14 protein-coding genes are annotated in these 14,301 nt (G+C 56.9%); 8 read left to right on the top strand and 6 right to left on the bottom strand.

Going from position 1 to position 14,301, the window contains the following annotated elements:
- Positions 1-14 precede the first annotated feature (14 nt).
- Both VGF98_02200 and VGF98_02195 read left to right on the top strand, forming a co-directional pair.
- Entirely contained in the window at positions 15-821 is an 807-nt protein-coding gene (locus VGF98_02200) for a TIGR02391 family protein (GenBank protein HEY1680435.1), read from the top strand.
- 58 nt (positions 822-879) lie between these two features.
- The gene (locus VGF98_02195) at positions 880-1,623 is read left to right on the top strand and encodes a hypothetical protein (protein HEY1680434.1); all 744 of its coding nucleotides are present in this window, start codon (positions 880-882) and stop codon (positions 1,621-1,623) included.
- A gap of 545 nt (positions 1,624-2,168) precedes the next feature.
- On the opposite strand, the gene VGF98_02190 is transcribed toward VGF98_02195, so the two are convergent.
- Positions 2,169-2,888 (bottom strand): recombinase family protein, encoded by a 720-nt coding sequence (locus tag VGF98_02190; GenBank protein ID HEY1680433.1) that lies wholly within the window; start codon positions 2,886-2,888, stop codon positions 2,169-2,171.
- Between the two features lie 49 nt (positions 2,889-2,937).
- Between VGF98_02190 and VGF98_02185 the strand changes: the two genes are divergently transcribed.
- Positions 2,938-3,327 (top strand): hypothetical protein, encoded by a 390-nt coding sequence (locus VGF98_02185; protein ID HEY1680432.1) that lies wholly within the window; start codon positions 2,938-2,940, stop codon positions 3,325-3,327.
- A gap of 457 nt (positions 3,328-3,784) precedes the next feature.
- On the opposite strand, the gene VGF98_02180 is transcribed toward VGF98_02185, so the two are convergent.
- Positions 3,785-4,534, bottom strand: coding sequence for a hypothetical protein (locus tag VGF98_02180; GenBank protein ID HEY1680431.1), 750 nt, complete (start codon positions 4,532-4,534; stop codon positions 3,785-3,787).
- 9 nt (positions 4,535-4,543) lie between these two features.
- Complete coding sequence (locus tag VGF98_02175) at positions 4,544-6,094, bottom strand: DNA methyltransferase (GenBank protein ID HEY1680430.1); 1,551 nt, start codon at positions 6,092-6,094, stop codon at positions 4,544-4,546.
- Positions 6,095-7,006: 912 nt separating this feature from the next.
- On the opposite strand from VGF98_02175, the gene VGF98_02170 reads away from it, so the two are divergent.
- Positions 7,007-7,150, top strand: coding sequence for a hypothetical protein (locus VGF98_02170; protein ID HEY1680429.1), 144 nt, complete (start codon positions 7,007-7,009; stop codon positions 7,148-7,150).
- 38 nt (positions 7,151-7,188) lie between these two features.
- Here VGF98_02170 and VGF98_02165 read toward each other — a convergent pair whose 3' ends face one another.
- Both VGF98_02165 and VGF98_02160 read right to left on the bottom strand, forming a co-directional pair.
- A complete protein-coding gene (locus VGF98_02165; GenBank protein HEY1680428.1) occupies positions 7,189-7,593 on the bottom strand; it encodes a hypothetical protein in 405 nt (134 codons plus the stop codon).
- A 36-nt stretch (positions 7,594-7,629) separates the two neighbouring features.
- Positions 7,630-8,007 (bottom strand): low affinity iron permease family protein, encoded by a 378-nt coding sequence (locus VGF98_02160; GenBank protein ID HEY1680427.1) that lies wholly within the window; start codon positions 8,005-8,007, stop codon positions 7,630-7,632.
- A 281-nt stretch (positions 8,008-8,288) separates the two neighbouring features.
- Between VGF98_02160 and VGF98_02155 the strand changes: the two genes are divergently transcribed.
- From VGF98_02155 to VGF98_02145, 3 genes are all read left to right on the top strand, one after another.
- Positions 8,289-8,657: a hypothetical protein gene (locus tag VGF98_02155; protein ID HEY1680426.1), complete on the top strand. Its 369-nt coding sequence runs from the start codon at positions 8,289-8,291 to the stop codon at positions 8,655-8,657.
- A complete protein-coding gene (locus tag VGF98_02150; GenBank protein HEY1680425.1) occupies positions 8,654-8,803 on the top strand; it encodes a helix-turn-helix transcriptional regulator in 150 nt (49 codons plus the stop codon). Before VGF98_02155 ends, VGF98_02150 begins: the two co-directional genes overlap by 4 nt.
- Before the next feature lie 171 nt (positions 8,804-8,974).
- Complete coding sequence (locus tag VGF98_02145; protein ID HEY1680424.1) at positions 8,975-10,018, top strand: hypothetical protein; 1,044 nt, start codon at positions 8,975-8,977, stop codon at positions 10,016-10,018.
- Positions 10,019-11,071: 1,053 nt separating this feature from the next.
- On the opposite strand, the gene VGF98_02140 is transcribed toward VGF98_02145, so the two are convergent.
- Positions 11,072-12,058, bottom strand: coding sequence for a hypothetical protein (locus tag VGF98_02140; protein HEY1680423.1), 987 nt, complete (start codon positions 12,056-12,058; stop codon positions 11,072-11,074).
- Between the two features lie 119 nt (positions 12,059-12,177).
- On the opposite strand from VGF98_02140, the gene VGF98_02135 reads away from it, so the two are divergent.
- A complete protein-coding gene (locus VGF98_02135; GenBank protein ID HEY1680422.1) occupies positions 12,178-13,980 on the top strand; it encodes a LuxR C-terminal-related transcriptional regulator in 1,803 nt (600 codons plus the stop codon).
- The last annotated feature ends 321 nt before the right edge of the window (positions 13,981-14,301 follow it).

Raw genomic sequence — 14,301 nt, 5'->3', positions numbered from 1 at the left:
GGGCTAGTAGAGTAATGTGGCTACAAACCGCGTTTCCGAGTCTCAACATTTTGCATGAGGCAGCCATTGACGACGTTGCCTTCGTCGTTCTAGAGCAGGCAAAGACAAGGGGGCGCAATTTTAGTGCCGTCAGCATGGTTTGCGAGATAGGTGACAGGGCGAGCTATCCGACTACGTCTCGCCCTCCAGGAAACGACTTAGACCCGGCTATGGCAATCGTGTCTGAAGCGTTCTCGCGGCTTGAGAATACAGGACTTATTGCCAGAGACCACTCGAGCCATAATGCAGAGACCTATCGGGTTACTCGTCGCGGGTTAGCAATCCGTGGACGCTCAGATTTCGCATCCTACGCTAAACGTTCGTATTTGCCTGACGAAGTGCTCCGAGAAGAAATCGCAGAAGTCGCACTGTCCCCGTTTTTGGCTGGGCGCTATGACGAAGCAGTTCGAAGTGCGTTCACCAGAGTAGAGTCTGCGGTTCGGAAAGCTGCAGGTTACGGTTATGACCAATATGGCGTCAAAATGATGCAATGCGCATTCGGTAGTAACAAAGAAGGGACCGAATTAGGACCTCTCAGCGACCCCGACATGGAACCGTCAGAACGTGTGTCTCTGATGAACTTATTCGCCGGGGCTATTGGCTATATCAAAAATCCGCTAAGCCATCGTGAACTCGACATTGACGACGCCCGCATTGCGGCATCGAGAATTTTGCTAGCTAACGACCTTATGTACAGTCTGGCCGCGAACGCCAAGAAAGCTCTCGGGCTTGAGCTGGCGCAATTCCTCAAAAGATTTGACGAGGAAATGGGCAACCAATGAAACGCTTTGCTTCTAGCCAGCGCTCGCACGTCGTAGTTTCTAAGCGAGGGGAAAGCTAATGCCGACGCCTCAACCTCACGCCCTGCAAATTATGCCTCATCACGCCGCTCTATCGACCGGTACTGTTCACGTCGCGCCTGGTACAATCGTCACGGTAAATCCGCCAAGCCCGCCAAACGACAGGGTAGTCGACAATTTTACGATTGGGCTATTCGTTGGCTCGATACTGCTCTTTATAGCCACGAGCGTACTCGCTTGGAAAACGTGGCAGCTTCACGACGCTACGAAAGAGCTTGCGAAAGATACGGTAGAAGGGTCGAAGCTTGCGGACCAACACCACCAAGAAAGCCTATCTCCTGTGTGCGTTATCGAGAAGGCTGAGTGCGTAAAAACATCTAGCCCAGGAGGCGAAACTCGCTACGGTATAAATCTTATAGTCAGGAATATCGGTGCCGGACCAGCACTAACCGTTATCGCAACGGCTATTGCTATGGAAGGGCTCGAAGAGGTCGGTGCATTGGTTCTCGATGGAATGGCGTACTCGTTAGGTCCAGGGAAAAAGCGGGCCCACAGCTTTGACTCATTTCCAATCAGAGAAAACGCTGCATTCAAGGTCACCGTCGCTGCTCAAAACATGTTCCGCGGGCAAACCCTGGGCGTGTGGTTGGTTTGGGCTGAGGGCGGCTTTACGATTCTCGACTATAGGACGCCAGAGCCGAATGAGCGCTTTACTGTAGCGTCGAGAGGTGCGGACGAATCGGGCATTCCGGGTTTCATGAATATCCCAGTTGAAGAAGCGTGAGAAACCCCATCGGAGCTGTGTGATGGCAGAACGGTCACCTTGAAATCGAAATGTGCGTAGACTCAAGCAAAGTAGTGTGCCCGGTACATATGAACTGTTTTGGACTGCGAAAACTGCCGAAGGCTTGTTCCCGTATCCGGACGATAACGGAAACGGAAAAGCTAGCTTTGAGGTGACCGTTGCGTAACGTCGCGACGGTTCCACTTACGGCTATAGCTGGCATAAAGGGTACCCCATTGACCCCTCAAATGCCGGGTCCGTGACCATCAAATATCTTGCAGAATATCGCTATTTTGCAATCGTTTCCATAAAATCAAGCACGAGAAGAGGGTACAAGACCCCTCATTGAGTCCCATGAGGTAGCCATTGCCTTGCAACGAGATGAACTCTCGCTTGCGCCATAATTCCCGCGCATTTCTGGCAGTAGCAGAGCAGTCGTAACTGGTCCATACGTGCCGTTCCTAGCCGCTAGACGCACGTTACGACGGCTGGTAGTGTTATGGTGTCACCAGCCGGCAAAATGCAGCCACGGGGCTAGAATTCCATCATGCCGATGCTTCGGTAACGATGCGCGAACGGAGCATTGCGCGTACCGATGAAGCATGCCATACGGCTGCGCGTTTGGGTCGAGCGCCACGTTCGGTGAGCATCCGGCCTATCTCGCGGAAACTGCTTTCAGCACGGTCCATGCGAAGTGCTTCCTGCAGTGCGTTCTGCTCGAACTCGTCGGGCAGAAGTTGCTTGCCGTCGCGACGATAGCCAAATGGTGTAGAGCCGTAGACTTGACCTTTTTGACGTTTGTCAGCCAACACGTCGGACGTGCGTTCCGCAATAATTTCGCGTTCCCATTGCGCCACACTGCCGAGCATGTTTACTATGAGCCGTCCTGAAGCCGTCTTAGTGTCAAGTTGGTCCGAAACGGATACCAACGACGCCTTATGCTCTTTGAATAGTTCGAGGATGGAGTCGAGGTCGCGTATCGAGCGAGTGTATCGGTCGAGCTTTAGGGCAATCACGCGAACGATAGAGCCATCTCGTACACCGGCAAGGATACGGGTCATACCGGGACGTTGCAACGTCTTCGCACTAACACCGGCGTCGGCTATCACCTCGTGTAACGGCAGGTCCATCGCTTCGGCATACGCACGAACGCGGGCTTCTTGGCAGTCCAACGACGCACCGTTTTCGGCTTGGTCGTCAGACGACACACGGATGTAGCCGACCGTTAAGCCGACCGATTTCCTAGGCAGTTTCCGCTGACGCATGACGACCTTTCTGTACAGTGCCGACCCGCACTGCACGGCGCAATAAAAAATGGCGTCAACGAAAAAGGAAGGCCCGCTTGCGGAAGCTCGCGCCCTCCTGGCGGGCGTGATCAATCAGCCCACGGGCGATCTCGCACGGGCTCGTCGACTTATCGATCGTGCGCTGCGCGAAACGCCGAAGCTCGAGGAAGAGCAACGGCGCATCGCGGCCATCGTCGCATCGCGATTGCACATCCAAACTGCTGACGACATGGAACTGTTCTGCCAGTCGTATTGGGCCAGCGTCGGCGCCATCGCTGGCGTCGTCAAAATTGTCTTGCCGCCGGTGCCTAAGAGCCCGGGTAAACGCCGACGCCGTCTGGGGCCAACGTCGCATATTTTGCGAGCCGCCGACCTTGCCGCCGAACGCAGCCGTAAACCCCCATCGAAACCGACCTAGAATCGGCTGTGGCGGCAACGGAATAAACGGGTGAGTCGCGGCTGCGTCGCACACGCCCGAGCACAAGCCCGAAACGTGGCCAATGCGATTCCCGGAGTCCGAACGCTCTTGATGTCTGATTTCCAGACATCAAGGACGATGCAAGGCGGCCGGCTCGACGTCTCAGTTTCCTTTCGCCGCGGCTAACCGATTCAAACGCGGATCCGGCGGGTCGATAAGTCGCGTCGCCGTGCGTTACGGTGGCCGGAAATGGCCGAGAAACAGCCTGCAGCGTACGGAATCGAAAACGGTGGGTATTTCATAGGTCGCGTGCTTTCGCGCCAGCACACGCCACGCAGCGCGCCACTACGCTGCTTTGGCGAGGCGACGTCCTTGACGTTAACCGCCTCAGCGTCGAGGAACGAACACGAAATAGAGTGAGGAGGGGTAAGCTGGACCCGGAGAAGCCGAAGAACGCCTATCCCCAGAACGCCCCGGTAAAGGCATCGAACATCCCGTCAATACCTCCAGCATCGCTTATGGAAGGGGATGGCCAGACAACATCGCGGTGTTGGATGGGCCAGACAGCCATTGCCCTGCCAGCGGCGTCCCCGTTGATTGCTCGCGGGTAACGGCGCGACCGCCCGATGAATAAGATGACCGCGAGATAGAGTGCGCCGATAGCGTAGTGCAGCTGGACTATACTGCAGCCGGACCCGAAGTTGCGTCCCCCGTCCTTGTTTTCGAAGATATTACTACCCTTAGCGTTGCCCACGTTATGTCGCGCTCCGATCAAGACGAAGGTATCGCTCGACGGCTGTGCTTTTTGATAGAAGTTAGAATAGTACGAACTTGGAATGCTTTGCGCGGCTGGGTGAAGTTGGTGCAATACAAGTGCGGTCTTCGTCGCCCATGAAGCGACCGTTAATTGTGCCGTGTATCCTAGCTTTATCCCGACGCGTTCCGCCTTAAGCATCGGCTGCAATATCTTTGCGACCTGAACTTCGAGACGGCTCATCCAACCGTTATTGCAGGCAGCGCAGAACGCTTTAACGGTGTGTTCCAGCGAATGGTCGCCGCTGTACGACCAAACCGGAACGGCGTCGCGTTGCAGGTCAAATACGGGCGAGGGAAGCGACGGGTCATAAAACGTATCTCGCACCCACTTAGCAAAGAGGTGTTCTTTGGTAACGCCACCCTTCCCGCAAAAAACACAGGTGCTTGCCATGATTGCGCCCTACGCTAGCTTGTGGGCGATATGTTCGTCCAGAATCTCTGACACAGTGAAGGGCACTATCACCTTGCCGGACGACTTGAAGAATCTGTCGATCTCTCGCAACGCGTCCGAGCTGTAGTCGAACGAAACAAAGAACCCTTTGGTCCGCTCCTCGCGCACCATCATCGCCTCGAAGGCATCTATGTCGGGGCGACCTACCTTGTCCTTTTGTTTAACTTGAATCGGATACCACGCGTCCATAAAGTCAAACTCGCCCGTGCTTGCCCCTCTACGTTCTGGGGTGGCCGAAACGGGGTAGATTTTTCCGTCAATGCCCATGTCGCCAACCTTCGCTTTGTTCGGCAGTCCGCCAATCGCGATGACGGCCCAGTTTTCAAACTCGAAGGGCGGCATCTTGCGAAGTTTTTCTTTGCTCCAGGGAAGATCGCGGACAACGAAGCCGCGATTGCCCGCCATCCAGGCGTCTTCGCCCTCTTGCATTTGGCAGTCGCGGACCAGACGTTTCGCCATAACGCGACACGCCGTCGGGGAAATATCAATCCCGATCCATTGCCTTTCAAGCCGCTGTGCGGCGACGATGGCCGTACCGCAGCCGCAAAATGCATCGAGAACAATATCGCCCTTGACGCTGCTGGCATTTATGACGCGCTCTAGCAGAGCGATGGGCTTCTGCGTTGGATAGCCCATGCGCTCGGCGTCATTCGCACGAAGCTGGCTGATATCGGTCCACACATTTCCAAGGATCGGACCCTCTTGTTCGTCGAGATAACGCTTGAACATAATTCGGCCCGTCTTGTCTGCCGGAAACAACAACAACCCCTTGCTATCCAGCATTTTCATGCGTTCCTCGTCGCACCGCCAGCCTTTCGACGGGTGAGGATAGCCTTTGTATTTGTACATGAGATTAGGGCGCGGGTTCGGGCTAGCGAGGTTGTCCGTATTGAAGCGCCTAGCTCCTGGCGGGATTGACTGCAGCGCAATCTCGTCCTTCGTCATGCGTCGTATGCTACCATCGGGAAGTTCAAGCCATTGGTACCAGTCTCGCAGGGTCTTTTCAGGATAGGTCGTGTGCTGGGGAACGAACGTGTATTTCGAAGAGCCTCCCGAATATAAGAACAGGGAATCGCTAACAACAGGAAACTGTTTGACGGCATCGTTATGCGTGTCTGCGCGCTTCCAAATAATCTCGTTGAGAAACTGATTCTCGCCAAGGATTTGGTCGAGCATGATCTTGACGTAGTGGCTGGCGTGCCAATCACAATGATAATACAGGCTTCCCGATGGCTTTAACACGCGGCCGAGTTCGACGCACCGGGGTCGCATAAATTCGATATACGCCTTTGTCGAAGCGTGCCGGTCCTCGAAGGCGCGCTTCTCTTTCGTCTCCCCCCAAAATATCTCGTAGTTCCGGTTCGAGTTGAACGGGGGGTCGATATAGACCAGATCGACGCAATCATCGGGAAGCTTTTGAAGTTGGTCCAGGCAGTCACCGCAGTACACGATGCGAGTACCTATCTCGCGAGCCCGCTTGGGCACGGCGCTACGTGCCATGACCAACGCCCCACGCGGGGTTCGCTGCAAGGACCGCGTCGTAGAGCTTCTTGGCGGCCGTAATGTCTGTCGGAGCCTTTAGAATGCTGGTCCTCCCGCAGCGTATCCCCGCTCGTCAAAGTGACGAGCACCGGCGTCGACAGCCTGCGGTTCGGCACTACGGCAGGGCAAGGCACTCTACCCGCCGCGCAGTCGGCCGTCGCGTAGGCTGGGCCAGGCTCGACCCGGCTCGAGCCGGACCGGGGCTCTTGGCGACCAGTCTTTCGCTGCTCGAATGTCGAGCGACGTGATCGATTAAGACCCGGCGCTTCAATCGTCAAAGTAAATACGCCCTGAGTTGGTGATTCCTTGATATGCTCATACGACAAGTATCGTAATTATCGAGCGGCCGGCATTAGCCGGAAAAAGGAATCCATTCCCTAATACAATAAGCGGCTTTCTATGTCACCGCGCCCTCATACTAATCTTTTAACGATCGCCTTAGCGTTGAAAGAACCTATCGATTCAGATTGGATCGCCGGAACGACAAAGTCGACCGGAACAGACCTCCGAACGACTGAAGATTCCGCGTTAGTCGGCCGGCTGCGGGCGCAACGGTTAGCGAGCGTTCTTCAAGCGCCTCTGCGCGGGCGACAGCCTCCAACCGGACGCCCGAAATATATTTTCAAGGTCTTTCCCAACGCTGACGCTCCGGTGCTTCCTCCCGCTTCACCAAAGACACTGAAAGCCAACCAGTCCCCTTCGAGCTCCAGTCTCAAGCGTATCCCGTTTTATCTATTAGCATCCCTGGCGCAAGCCGCAGTGGCGGAATGGACGAAGCAACGAACGAATTTCTCGCGACAGCTGGACCAAGAAATATCGAGCCTTGAATCGCAACTGCTATCAACCCGGGATCGAAGCGAGAAAAAACGATTGGCTGACGCATTGCAAACAGCATTGCATTCCGATGAGGACGTGGACGCCGTGATTGCGAGGCGCGTGTATGCCAAACTCGCGAACTCCGGTGAACCCTATTCGACGTTCGTGGACGCGGTCGATTGGAACGCACAGCGATAACAAGGTGCCACTTCCGAGGTCGTGCCTGGTACTGGAGGCTACGCGTCTTCCTGGATAATCAACGCTTCGGCGTTTCTCCCGAAGTAAATAACACGGTGCGCAGAAAACGAGGCAATGAAGCCCGCGCAGCCGGCTTCGACGAGATCATTCCACCATTCAAGGCAACCGTACTGATATGAACCGCGGCTGGTTCGCTTGATAGCCGACCGAATTTCCGCTTCGGCAAAAACATGACCGACCATACCTTGGGTTGGCTTGAGACGGGCCACAACCGCCGCCCCGTCGCCGCTCTGGTAGAATGTTGCTGCCGACCGACGGAAGTCCACGAGCAGACTTTCGAAGCCTTCGCCTTCCAGCGTTGCGGCGATCTGCTGAAAGGAAAGCGATTTGTCGGAGGCGCCGGACAAACAGGCTGCCACGATGTCGTTTTGATGGTCAATCATGCCAGGTGGCCGCTCGCGGCCACGCGGCAGTGGCTGCTATTCATTACTAACCGAGTTTTGTCTTTCGATTGACTCTCGTATTTCCGCTGTTAGTTGCTCGACTTGGGTGGCCGGTTTTGACTCGAGCCCAATCAGCCGATTATCGGCTTTTGCGATTGCGATAATCAGCGCGTCGAGCTTTACATTCATCGCTGCAGTATCGCGGCTCTGGGCATTATTCAGGACGAAGACCATGAGGAAGGTAACGATCGTCGTTCCAGTGTTGATAATAAGTTGCCAGCTATTCGAATAGTGCGTCGCCGGTCCGAATATGGCCCAGACAATAATGACAAGGAAAGCGGCGCCTGTGGCCGCTGGCGATGAAACGAAGCGATTAACGCTGGAAGCAAAGGTGCTAAAGCCGTTTTTCAGCATGTAAAGGTCCATTCCGCGTATGTCCAGATATTCTTGTGAGCGCGATCGCTTCTGGCGTATCGGCAAGCGCTGCCGGAGCTAGGGCTTCTTGTAAGGCGACCTTTCGGCCAATGTCCCACTCCCCGGGCGACGCGATGCGAACCGTTACAGAACCCATCTTTGGCTGTACGTCTCCTCGGAACGCCGAGCCCTCTTTCGCGCGCAAATGGAACACGTCTGAATGTCGTGACCAACAAGTCGGCAGCCCGGGACGTTGCTCATCGTTTGGGAAAGTGTAGCGTATGCCTGAATCATCGATGAAGCACCTCAGCATTCTTCCGATGCTCGCGCGCTGCGCTCTTGTGAATACGAACGATGCGACGCGAAAGGAGGTTCAGCGCTTATGCGAGGCACTCGACGATGACGGTCTCAAACCGATCGCGGACAAGGTGCGCGAGTCGTTGCACGGCCCAAACGACGAACAGATGCTGCAGCAATTAATCAATGCGACCGCCCAAGACTCACCGCGGAGAAAGCGGCTCGAAGCTGCACTCGACGCCTATCAGGCCTACGAGTCCCCGCCCTTGCTCCATCCAGCGTCCGAAGACCGGTCGTTAGACGCGCCATTGACGCTTTACCGTCGGCGCAGCGCAAGGTGCTCTTCGCTGTGAACCAAGGCTTTTCGGACGCGCGGATCGCCGAAGAACTCGACCGCAGCATTCACACCGTGCGCAATCACGTCAAAGTGCTCTTTAAGAAATTCGAAGTCCGATCCCGCGCAGAGCTGATTGCAAAGACCGCGATCTACCACCAGTAACGTTCGGCTGCTGCATCGCCGGCGGCGCCGGCATCGCCAACCGTCGCGCCCAGCGCACCCCTCCCTAGGCCCATCGTCTCAGGCGTATGGTTCGACCGCCCTAGCCGAACGCTACGTTCCTCCGTAGAGCGAGGCACCGCTATCGTCGTATCGTTATACAGAGGAACGTCTATGCGTCTTTGTGCTTTCAGCCTACTCTTCATTGTTATGAGCGGTTGCAGTGGTGCTGCAACAACCCCAGTTGTCGCTGCGAGATCCGCTACGGCTATTCCAAACGGTCACGCGTCGCATTCGGGCTTTTCCATCGATGGTACGCTCTATATCGTCGAGCTCGATCAAGTCGACCCAAGCGTGATCGGCGCCGTGCAGGCATATACCGGTCACAAACCGCGATTGCTCGGAACGATCGCCGGCCTGGCATCCGGAATCACCACGCCATACGCAATCGCTCCCGACCGGAACGGCAACATCTTCGTCGCCAATGGCTTTGGCGACAGCTCGTGCGACACGTGCACCATTACCGAATATGCCAAACAGCAATACGGCGATGTCGCGCCGCTCCGCACGATCGGCAACGTCGGACCGGTCAATGCACTCTACATCGACCGACACGAAAACATCTACACCGCCGGTGAAGCCATCGGAAGCCTTGCGGGGAACAACGCGGTCTACCACGACGTCAACGGCACCTACCAGCGCACCCGGCAACTCGAGCGGCGGCGTCTCGCAAACGGCATCGCACTCGATGCCAGCGGACGAATCTATCTCTCTACGAGCCGCAACGGCTATCACGGCAACGGCGCGATCGAAGTCTTTAGCGCCGGCACGCATGGATCGGCACGCCCGATTGGAACTATCACCGGCCCGAAGACCGCGATATTCAGTCCGTCTGGCCTCGCCTTTGACCAAACCAGTAACCTCTATGTCGCCCAGGTCGCCCACGCGTCCATCACCGTCTACCCGGCCGGCAGCACCAACGGCAACATCGCACCGCTACGAACGATTGCTGGACCTGATACGACAATCCAATACCCCACCGCCCTCAGTTTCGACCGACACGGTAATCTGTACGTCGATGACGCAGGCCGAGTGCTCGTCTTCGCGCCGGGTGCCGGCGGTGACGCTCCTCCGATTGCAACCTTGAGTGCGCCCGCATTGCAGCATTGGGCGGTCGCGATGACCGTCTTCCCACAAGGCACGCAAAGCCACTACTAGGCACTTCCTAACGCTCACCCCCACCCCTCGGCCATCTCCGAGATTCTGAATACGAAGTAGAGTGAGGAGGGGGTGCGAAGACGCGGGCAAGCGACGCGCACGCACGAAAGAGCGGAACGTCATGACCGCACTACTCGCAGCGGGCGGCGGCGGAAGCGCCGGCTCCCGCTCCACGCAACGCCGTCCTATTCGTAAGGGACAGCGCAAGGCGACGCGATCGGGTCGACGTTGAGCACGACGAAGCGCGCCGATCACATCGACCGAACCCGATGCGAGAAATGCCCGCACATCGTGTCGATGCACGTCGCGGATGGCCATTGTGTGGTTTGTCGAGAAAAGGCCCGCGCGAAAGAGTCGGGCAATTGGGCGTGCGCGAACCTTCAGCTCGAGATCTCCGTAGCGTGGGGCTTAAGTCGACGCTCTCGGTGCAAGCAAGCCACCGCTGGTGCCGTCATCGTCCGATTCGCAGCACGGTTTCGCCAAGACCGTCGACCGTCCCGACTGACATGAAAATCCGCTGTACCTTTTTGTGCGAGTCTACGCCGACAATTGTCTTCGTGTGCCTCCAATGATCGCGCGTCATCCTGACAGCTCCATTACCCGTCGGCAGGTTGGACACGGGCCACGAAGGCACGGAACTCATGCCGGTACGAACGGAGATGTTTTCGCAATGGATGGACCCTTCTCGGCAAAGCCGAGAGTGTCGACCAAACCGAGCCAGCATCAGTCTTTCGACAGTTGGAGCATTTGAAGTCATGTGGCTTGCTGACGACGTAAAGTGTACGACGGGCGCTCGGAGAATTGAGAAATAGCAATGCAAAGGGATTGGTCTGCAGGAAGCTTTTAGAAAATAATAAATCGACAAATCCTGTCGGCTTCTTCCGAGATTACCGGCCGGCAGAGGGCGATGTCATTGGCCCGCGGCCATTCGCGCGCACCTGATTCTATTTAGGAGACTGTTATGCGAATGCAGAACCATCTGGCATTGCAGTCCAGCGACGCAAAGAAAGCACCCGGCGCGATCGCCGCGATGCTTTCCCATTGATGACGATATTACGGAAAGAAGGCCGGTGCGGTGGCTTGATCGACCGGATAGCCACCTTGAATCGAAAACTGGTTCGTCGCCTGCCCACCGCCTGGGTAGGCATACTCTCGCATCATGTCGACGCCGAAATAGCTGTCCGCTGCGTACAGCTGGTCGCCGGACGCGGTGAATGCAAAACTCAATCCATATTCGAGGCCATCTAGTTGCGTCGTCGATACTGGTTTGCCAAGTGAGTGCTTCTTTGGAGGATTATAGGTATAAATCGTTACGGGGCTGGAGCCTTGATTCATGATCGCTATATCGCCAGTTCTATCAACCTTTATACCTCCGGGCGCGCTGAGGCTGTTGGCTGTCATCAACAACTCGAGCTTCTTGGCCTTGCAAGCGCCCTTGATCCGGCCGACAGCCACGCCGCTGCCGAATCCCGGACCACCGTCGACATAGAGATTATCTTTGAGATCAAATCCGTCGAATACAGGTCGAGGAAGATCGTCGCTGGCGATCGTCGCACACGCTGCCGTACTTCCTTTCGGGTAAAAGGTAACGTTGCCCAGTCCACTTGCGGTGCTGTAGCTCGTCACCGCTAAAATGCCGTCCTTTGACACGGCGACACCGACAGGTTCCTGACCAGTCGCCGCAGGTATTATTGCTGCCACCTTTTTATATGGCGGGGCGTACTCGGAAACGTATGGGCCGTATGTATTCGCGACAAACAGATCGCCGGCGCTATCGACGGCCAGGCCTTGTGGGTTCTCCTGGCCTTTGATCGTTTTTGCCAGTTTGTTCATACCGGTTTGCTGGTAGACGTCGATCTGAGAGTACATTATCGACACGAACACCAATGGTCGGCTTTTTTGGGCCAGCCCTTCGGCCGGAACACTTATCGGCGCCAAGGTCACCCCGCTCGGTAACGATTGGCTGCCTGAGCAAGCGGAGAAGATGCAGAGCGCACTCGCCATGGAAAGCGTCGGGCGCAACGCCGCAGAAACACGCATGATGGTCTCCTTATCAAACGGGTGTCCATCGTACGGTGTCCGACACAGCTCCGCATCCGTAAGTGACGCAGTTAAAAGCTCGAAATCGTGCAATTCGCGAGGAAGGCGGAGGGGCACGTGTGACGGCGCTCGCGATCGCGCGCTTGCTTCGCTCCGGCGACGGCGCCGAGGTGCTGCAATCCCTGTCTGCCGGTCGAGCATTGCTGGGATGTTGCGGCGACGAGCCCGGTGTGCGCGAGTGGCTCGACCGCGCGGTTTCGTCCTTGCGCCCGTCCGGGGAACGCAAGGTGGATGAAGCGCGCCGCTGGCGGCGTTGGACGATCGTCTATCGCTACGATCGGCGACGCGAAGCGCGCGAGCGAATCTGTCGGGACCTGCGCATTTCGGAGCGCTTATTTTACAAGGAGCGTTCGGCCGGGCTGAACCGAATTGCAGGCATGATTGAAACTGTGCAATTGCTGCGCCTCGAAGTCTCCGAACGACCGGCATTCGAAACCGAACTCCTGAGAATCGACGAATTGCTGCACGCCGAACAATTGGATGCGGCTGTTAACGCACTGCGCGTTTTGCAGCCCGGCGCCGATTCGGCAACCCGCCAGCTCGGCGTAATGAGCCGCGCCATCGTCGCCTTGGCGAACCCGGGTCGCCTAGCGGAGTCGAAGCATGTTGCCGCAGAGGCTCGGCACGCATTGCCATCTGTCCCTCTGGACGACCGAACCAATGCAATTGGAGGCTTTTTACGGGCAGAGCTTTGCCGCACGCACCAGCAAGGCGACGCACGCGGATACGGCCGCACCTTTGACTTGCTCGAGCGGGAGCTTGCGGCCCCTGCCGCTGAAGGCGATCCGTGTGCGTTACGTCTTCTGGCGGCAGCAAGTATAGATCGAGCGTTCACGCGCGTCGACGTGGGCGACAGTGACGGGGCACAAACTGCCCTCGAGAGAGCACGCAATTTTGCCTCTCGAACGCTACGGCCCATACTGGAGTTCGAGGTGCAAGCCGCGGTCGTCGACGTGGGGATTCGCGTCGACCGTCCACAGTATTTTGCAGGTGCGGCGGCTCAAGCATGGCAGACGTTCAAGATAGCCGAGGCTCGCGGATTTCACGCGCTGGCGACGCGAGCCTTATATCAATGCGTCACGAGTGCCCTCATCGCGCGCAAACCAGTGCGGGCGGCCCGTTTCGCGCGACTCCTGCTTGATCGCTCTGCCCGGACCGGCAATCTCGAGTGTCGCTCGCGAGCAATGCTGGCTGCAATCGGCGTCGAGTATGTTTCGGGACGGCACGAGCGTGCGCTCGACCGGCTCGATGCATTTGCGGCAGGTGCGATGCCGGTCGTTATTGACGACGTCTTTGTCGCGTTGCTGCGGGCGCGCATTCTGGCTGGTCTGCACCGCTTCGCGGAGGGCATTGCCATCCTCGATCGCACCGGCAAATGTGCTGCAAATGCCAATATGAGACAGGCGGCGGGTCTTGCGGCGCTTTGGAAGAGCCGCATGGCCGTTTGTATCGCCGACCTTTCGCAGGCTCGCATCGAATCCCACACCAGCGTCGAATTGCTGACGCAGCATCCGACGCCGTTCCAACTTTACCAAGCCTTTAATCACGCATTCGAGGTGACGGCGCAACGTCGATATCGCTACAACGCGAGCGACCTTTGGCAGATGATCGCTCCGGCTTTCGATGAAACCGACGACGATCATGGCGAATTTACTGACGCGTTGCCCAGCATTTCGAACGTCGTCGCCGATGAGTGGACGGTTTTGACGTTACGCGAGCGCAGTGTCGCTAAGCTGGTGCGGTCGGGCCGCACGAACCGCCAAATCGCTGCACAGCTGGGCATCGGCGTCCGTACGGTAAACCAACACGTGGCTTCTATCATGCGCCGGCTAAACGTCTTTCGCCGCTGGGAAATCGGCTAGACTGCGATCTCCAACACAGGATGTTCCCGTCGTTCCATGCCCGGCGCAATTTCATGACGGCGTTAGCAAGATCGAGCCTAGCACGATCGATAAGGGGCAGCAGTGAACTGGCGAGCGTTAGCGGCCCGCATCATTTTATACTGTACCCCTCAATCGGTAACTGACCTGCTCAACTGCGCGGCCACCATCCGGAATTAATAGGTAGATAGGCAGCGCCGCGCGGCCACGAGATTCCTTGTAGATTTCGTGGTTAATAGGCCGCGAAGGACTCCTCGGAGTTAATCCGTTGAGCGAGCTATTCGGATGGTGAACCGTTCTGGC

Origin of the sequence: Candidatus Tumulicola sp. (assembly GCA_036490475.1) — a bacterium.
GTDB lineage: Bacteria > Vulcanimicrobiota > Vulcanimicrobiia > Vulcanimicrobiales > Vulcanimicrobiaceae > Tumulicola.
This window is presented reverse-complemented; position numbering and strand designations above follow the sequence as displayed.

Bases quoted from the DNA above. Each gene is read 5' to 3' on its own strand.
- VGF98_02175 (HEY1680430.1), bottom strand. From the start codon at position 6,094: ATGGCACGTAGCGCCGTGCCCAAGCGGGCTCGCGAGATAGGTACTCGC.
- VGF98_02140 (HEY1680423.1), bottom strand. From the start codon at position 12,058: ATGCGTGTTTCTGCGGCGTTGCGCCCGACGCTTTCCATGGCGAGTGCG.
- VGF98_02200 (HEY1680435.1), top strand. From the start codon at position 15: ATGTGGCTACAAACCGCGTTTCCGAGTCTCAACATTTTGCATGAGGCA.
- VGF98_02165 (HEY1680428.1), bottom strand. From the start codon at position 7,593: ATGATTGACCATCAAAACGACATCGTGGCAGCCTGTTTGTCCGGCGCC.
- VGF98_02160 (HEY1680427.1), bottom strand. From the start codon at position 8,007: ATGCTGAAAAACGGCTTTAGCACCTTTGCTTCCAGCGTTAATCGCTTC.
- VGF98_02145 (HEY1680424.1), top strand. From the start codon at position 8,975: ATGCGTCTTTGTGCTTTCAGCCTACTCTTCATTGTTATGAGCGGTTGC.
- VGF98_02185 (HEY1680432.1), top strand. From the start codon at position 2,938: ATGGCGTCAACGAAAAAGGAAGGCCCGCTTGCGGAAGCTCGCGCCCTC.
- VGF98_02155 (HEY1680426.1), top strand. From the start codon at position 8,289: ATGCCTGAATCATCGATGAAGCACCTCAGCATTCTTCCGATGCTCGCG.
- VGF98_02180 (HEY1680431.1), bottom strand. From the start codon at position 4,534: ATGGCAAGCACCTGTGTTTTTTGCGGGAAGGGTGGCGTTACCAAAGAA.
- VGF98_02195 (HEY1680434.1), top strand. From the start codon at position 880: ATGCCGACGCCTCAACCTCACGCCCTGCAAATTATGCCTCATCACGCC.
- VGF98_02190 (HEY1680433.1), bottom strand. From the start codon at position 2,888: ATGCGTCAGCGGAAACTGCCTAGGAAATCGGTCGGCTTAACGGTCGGC.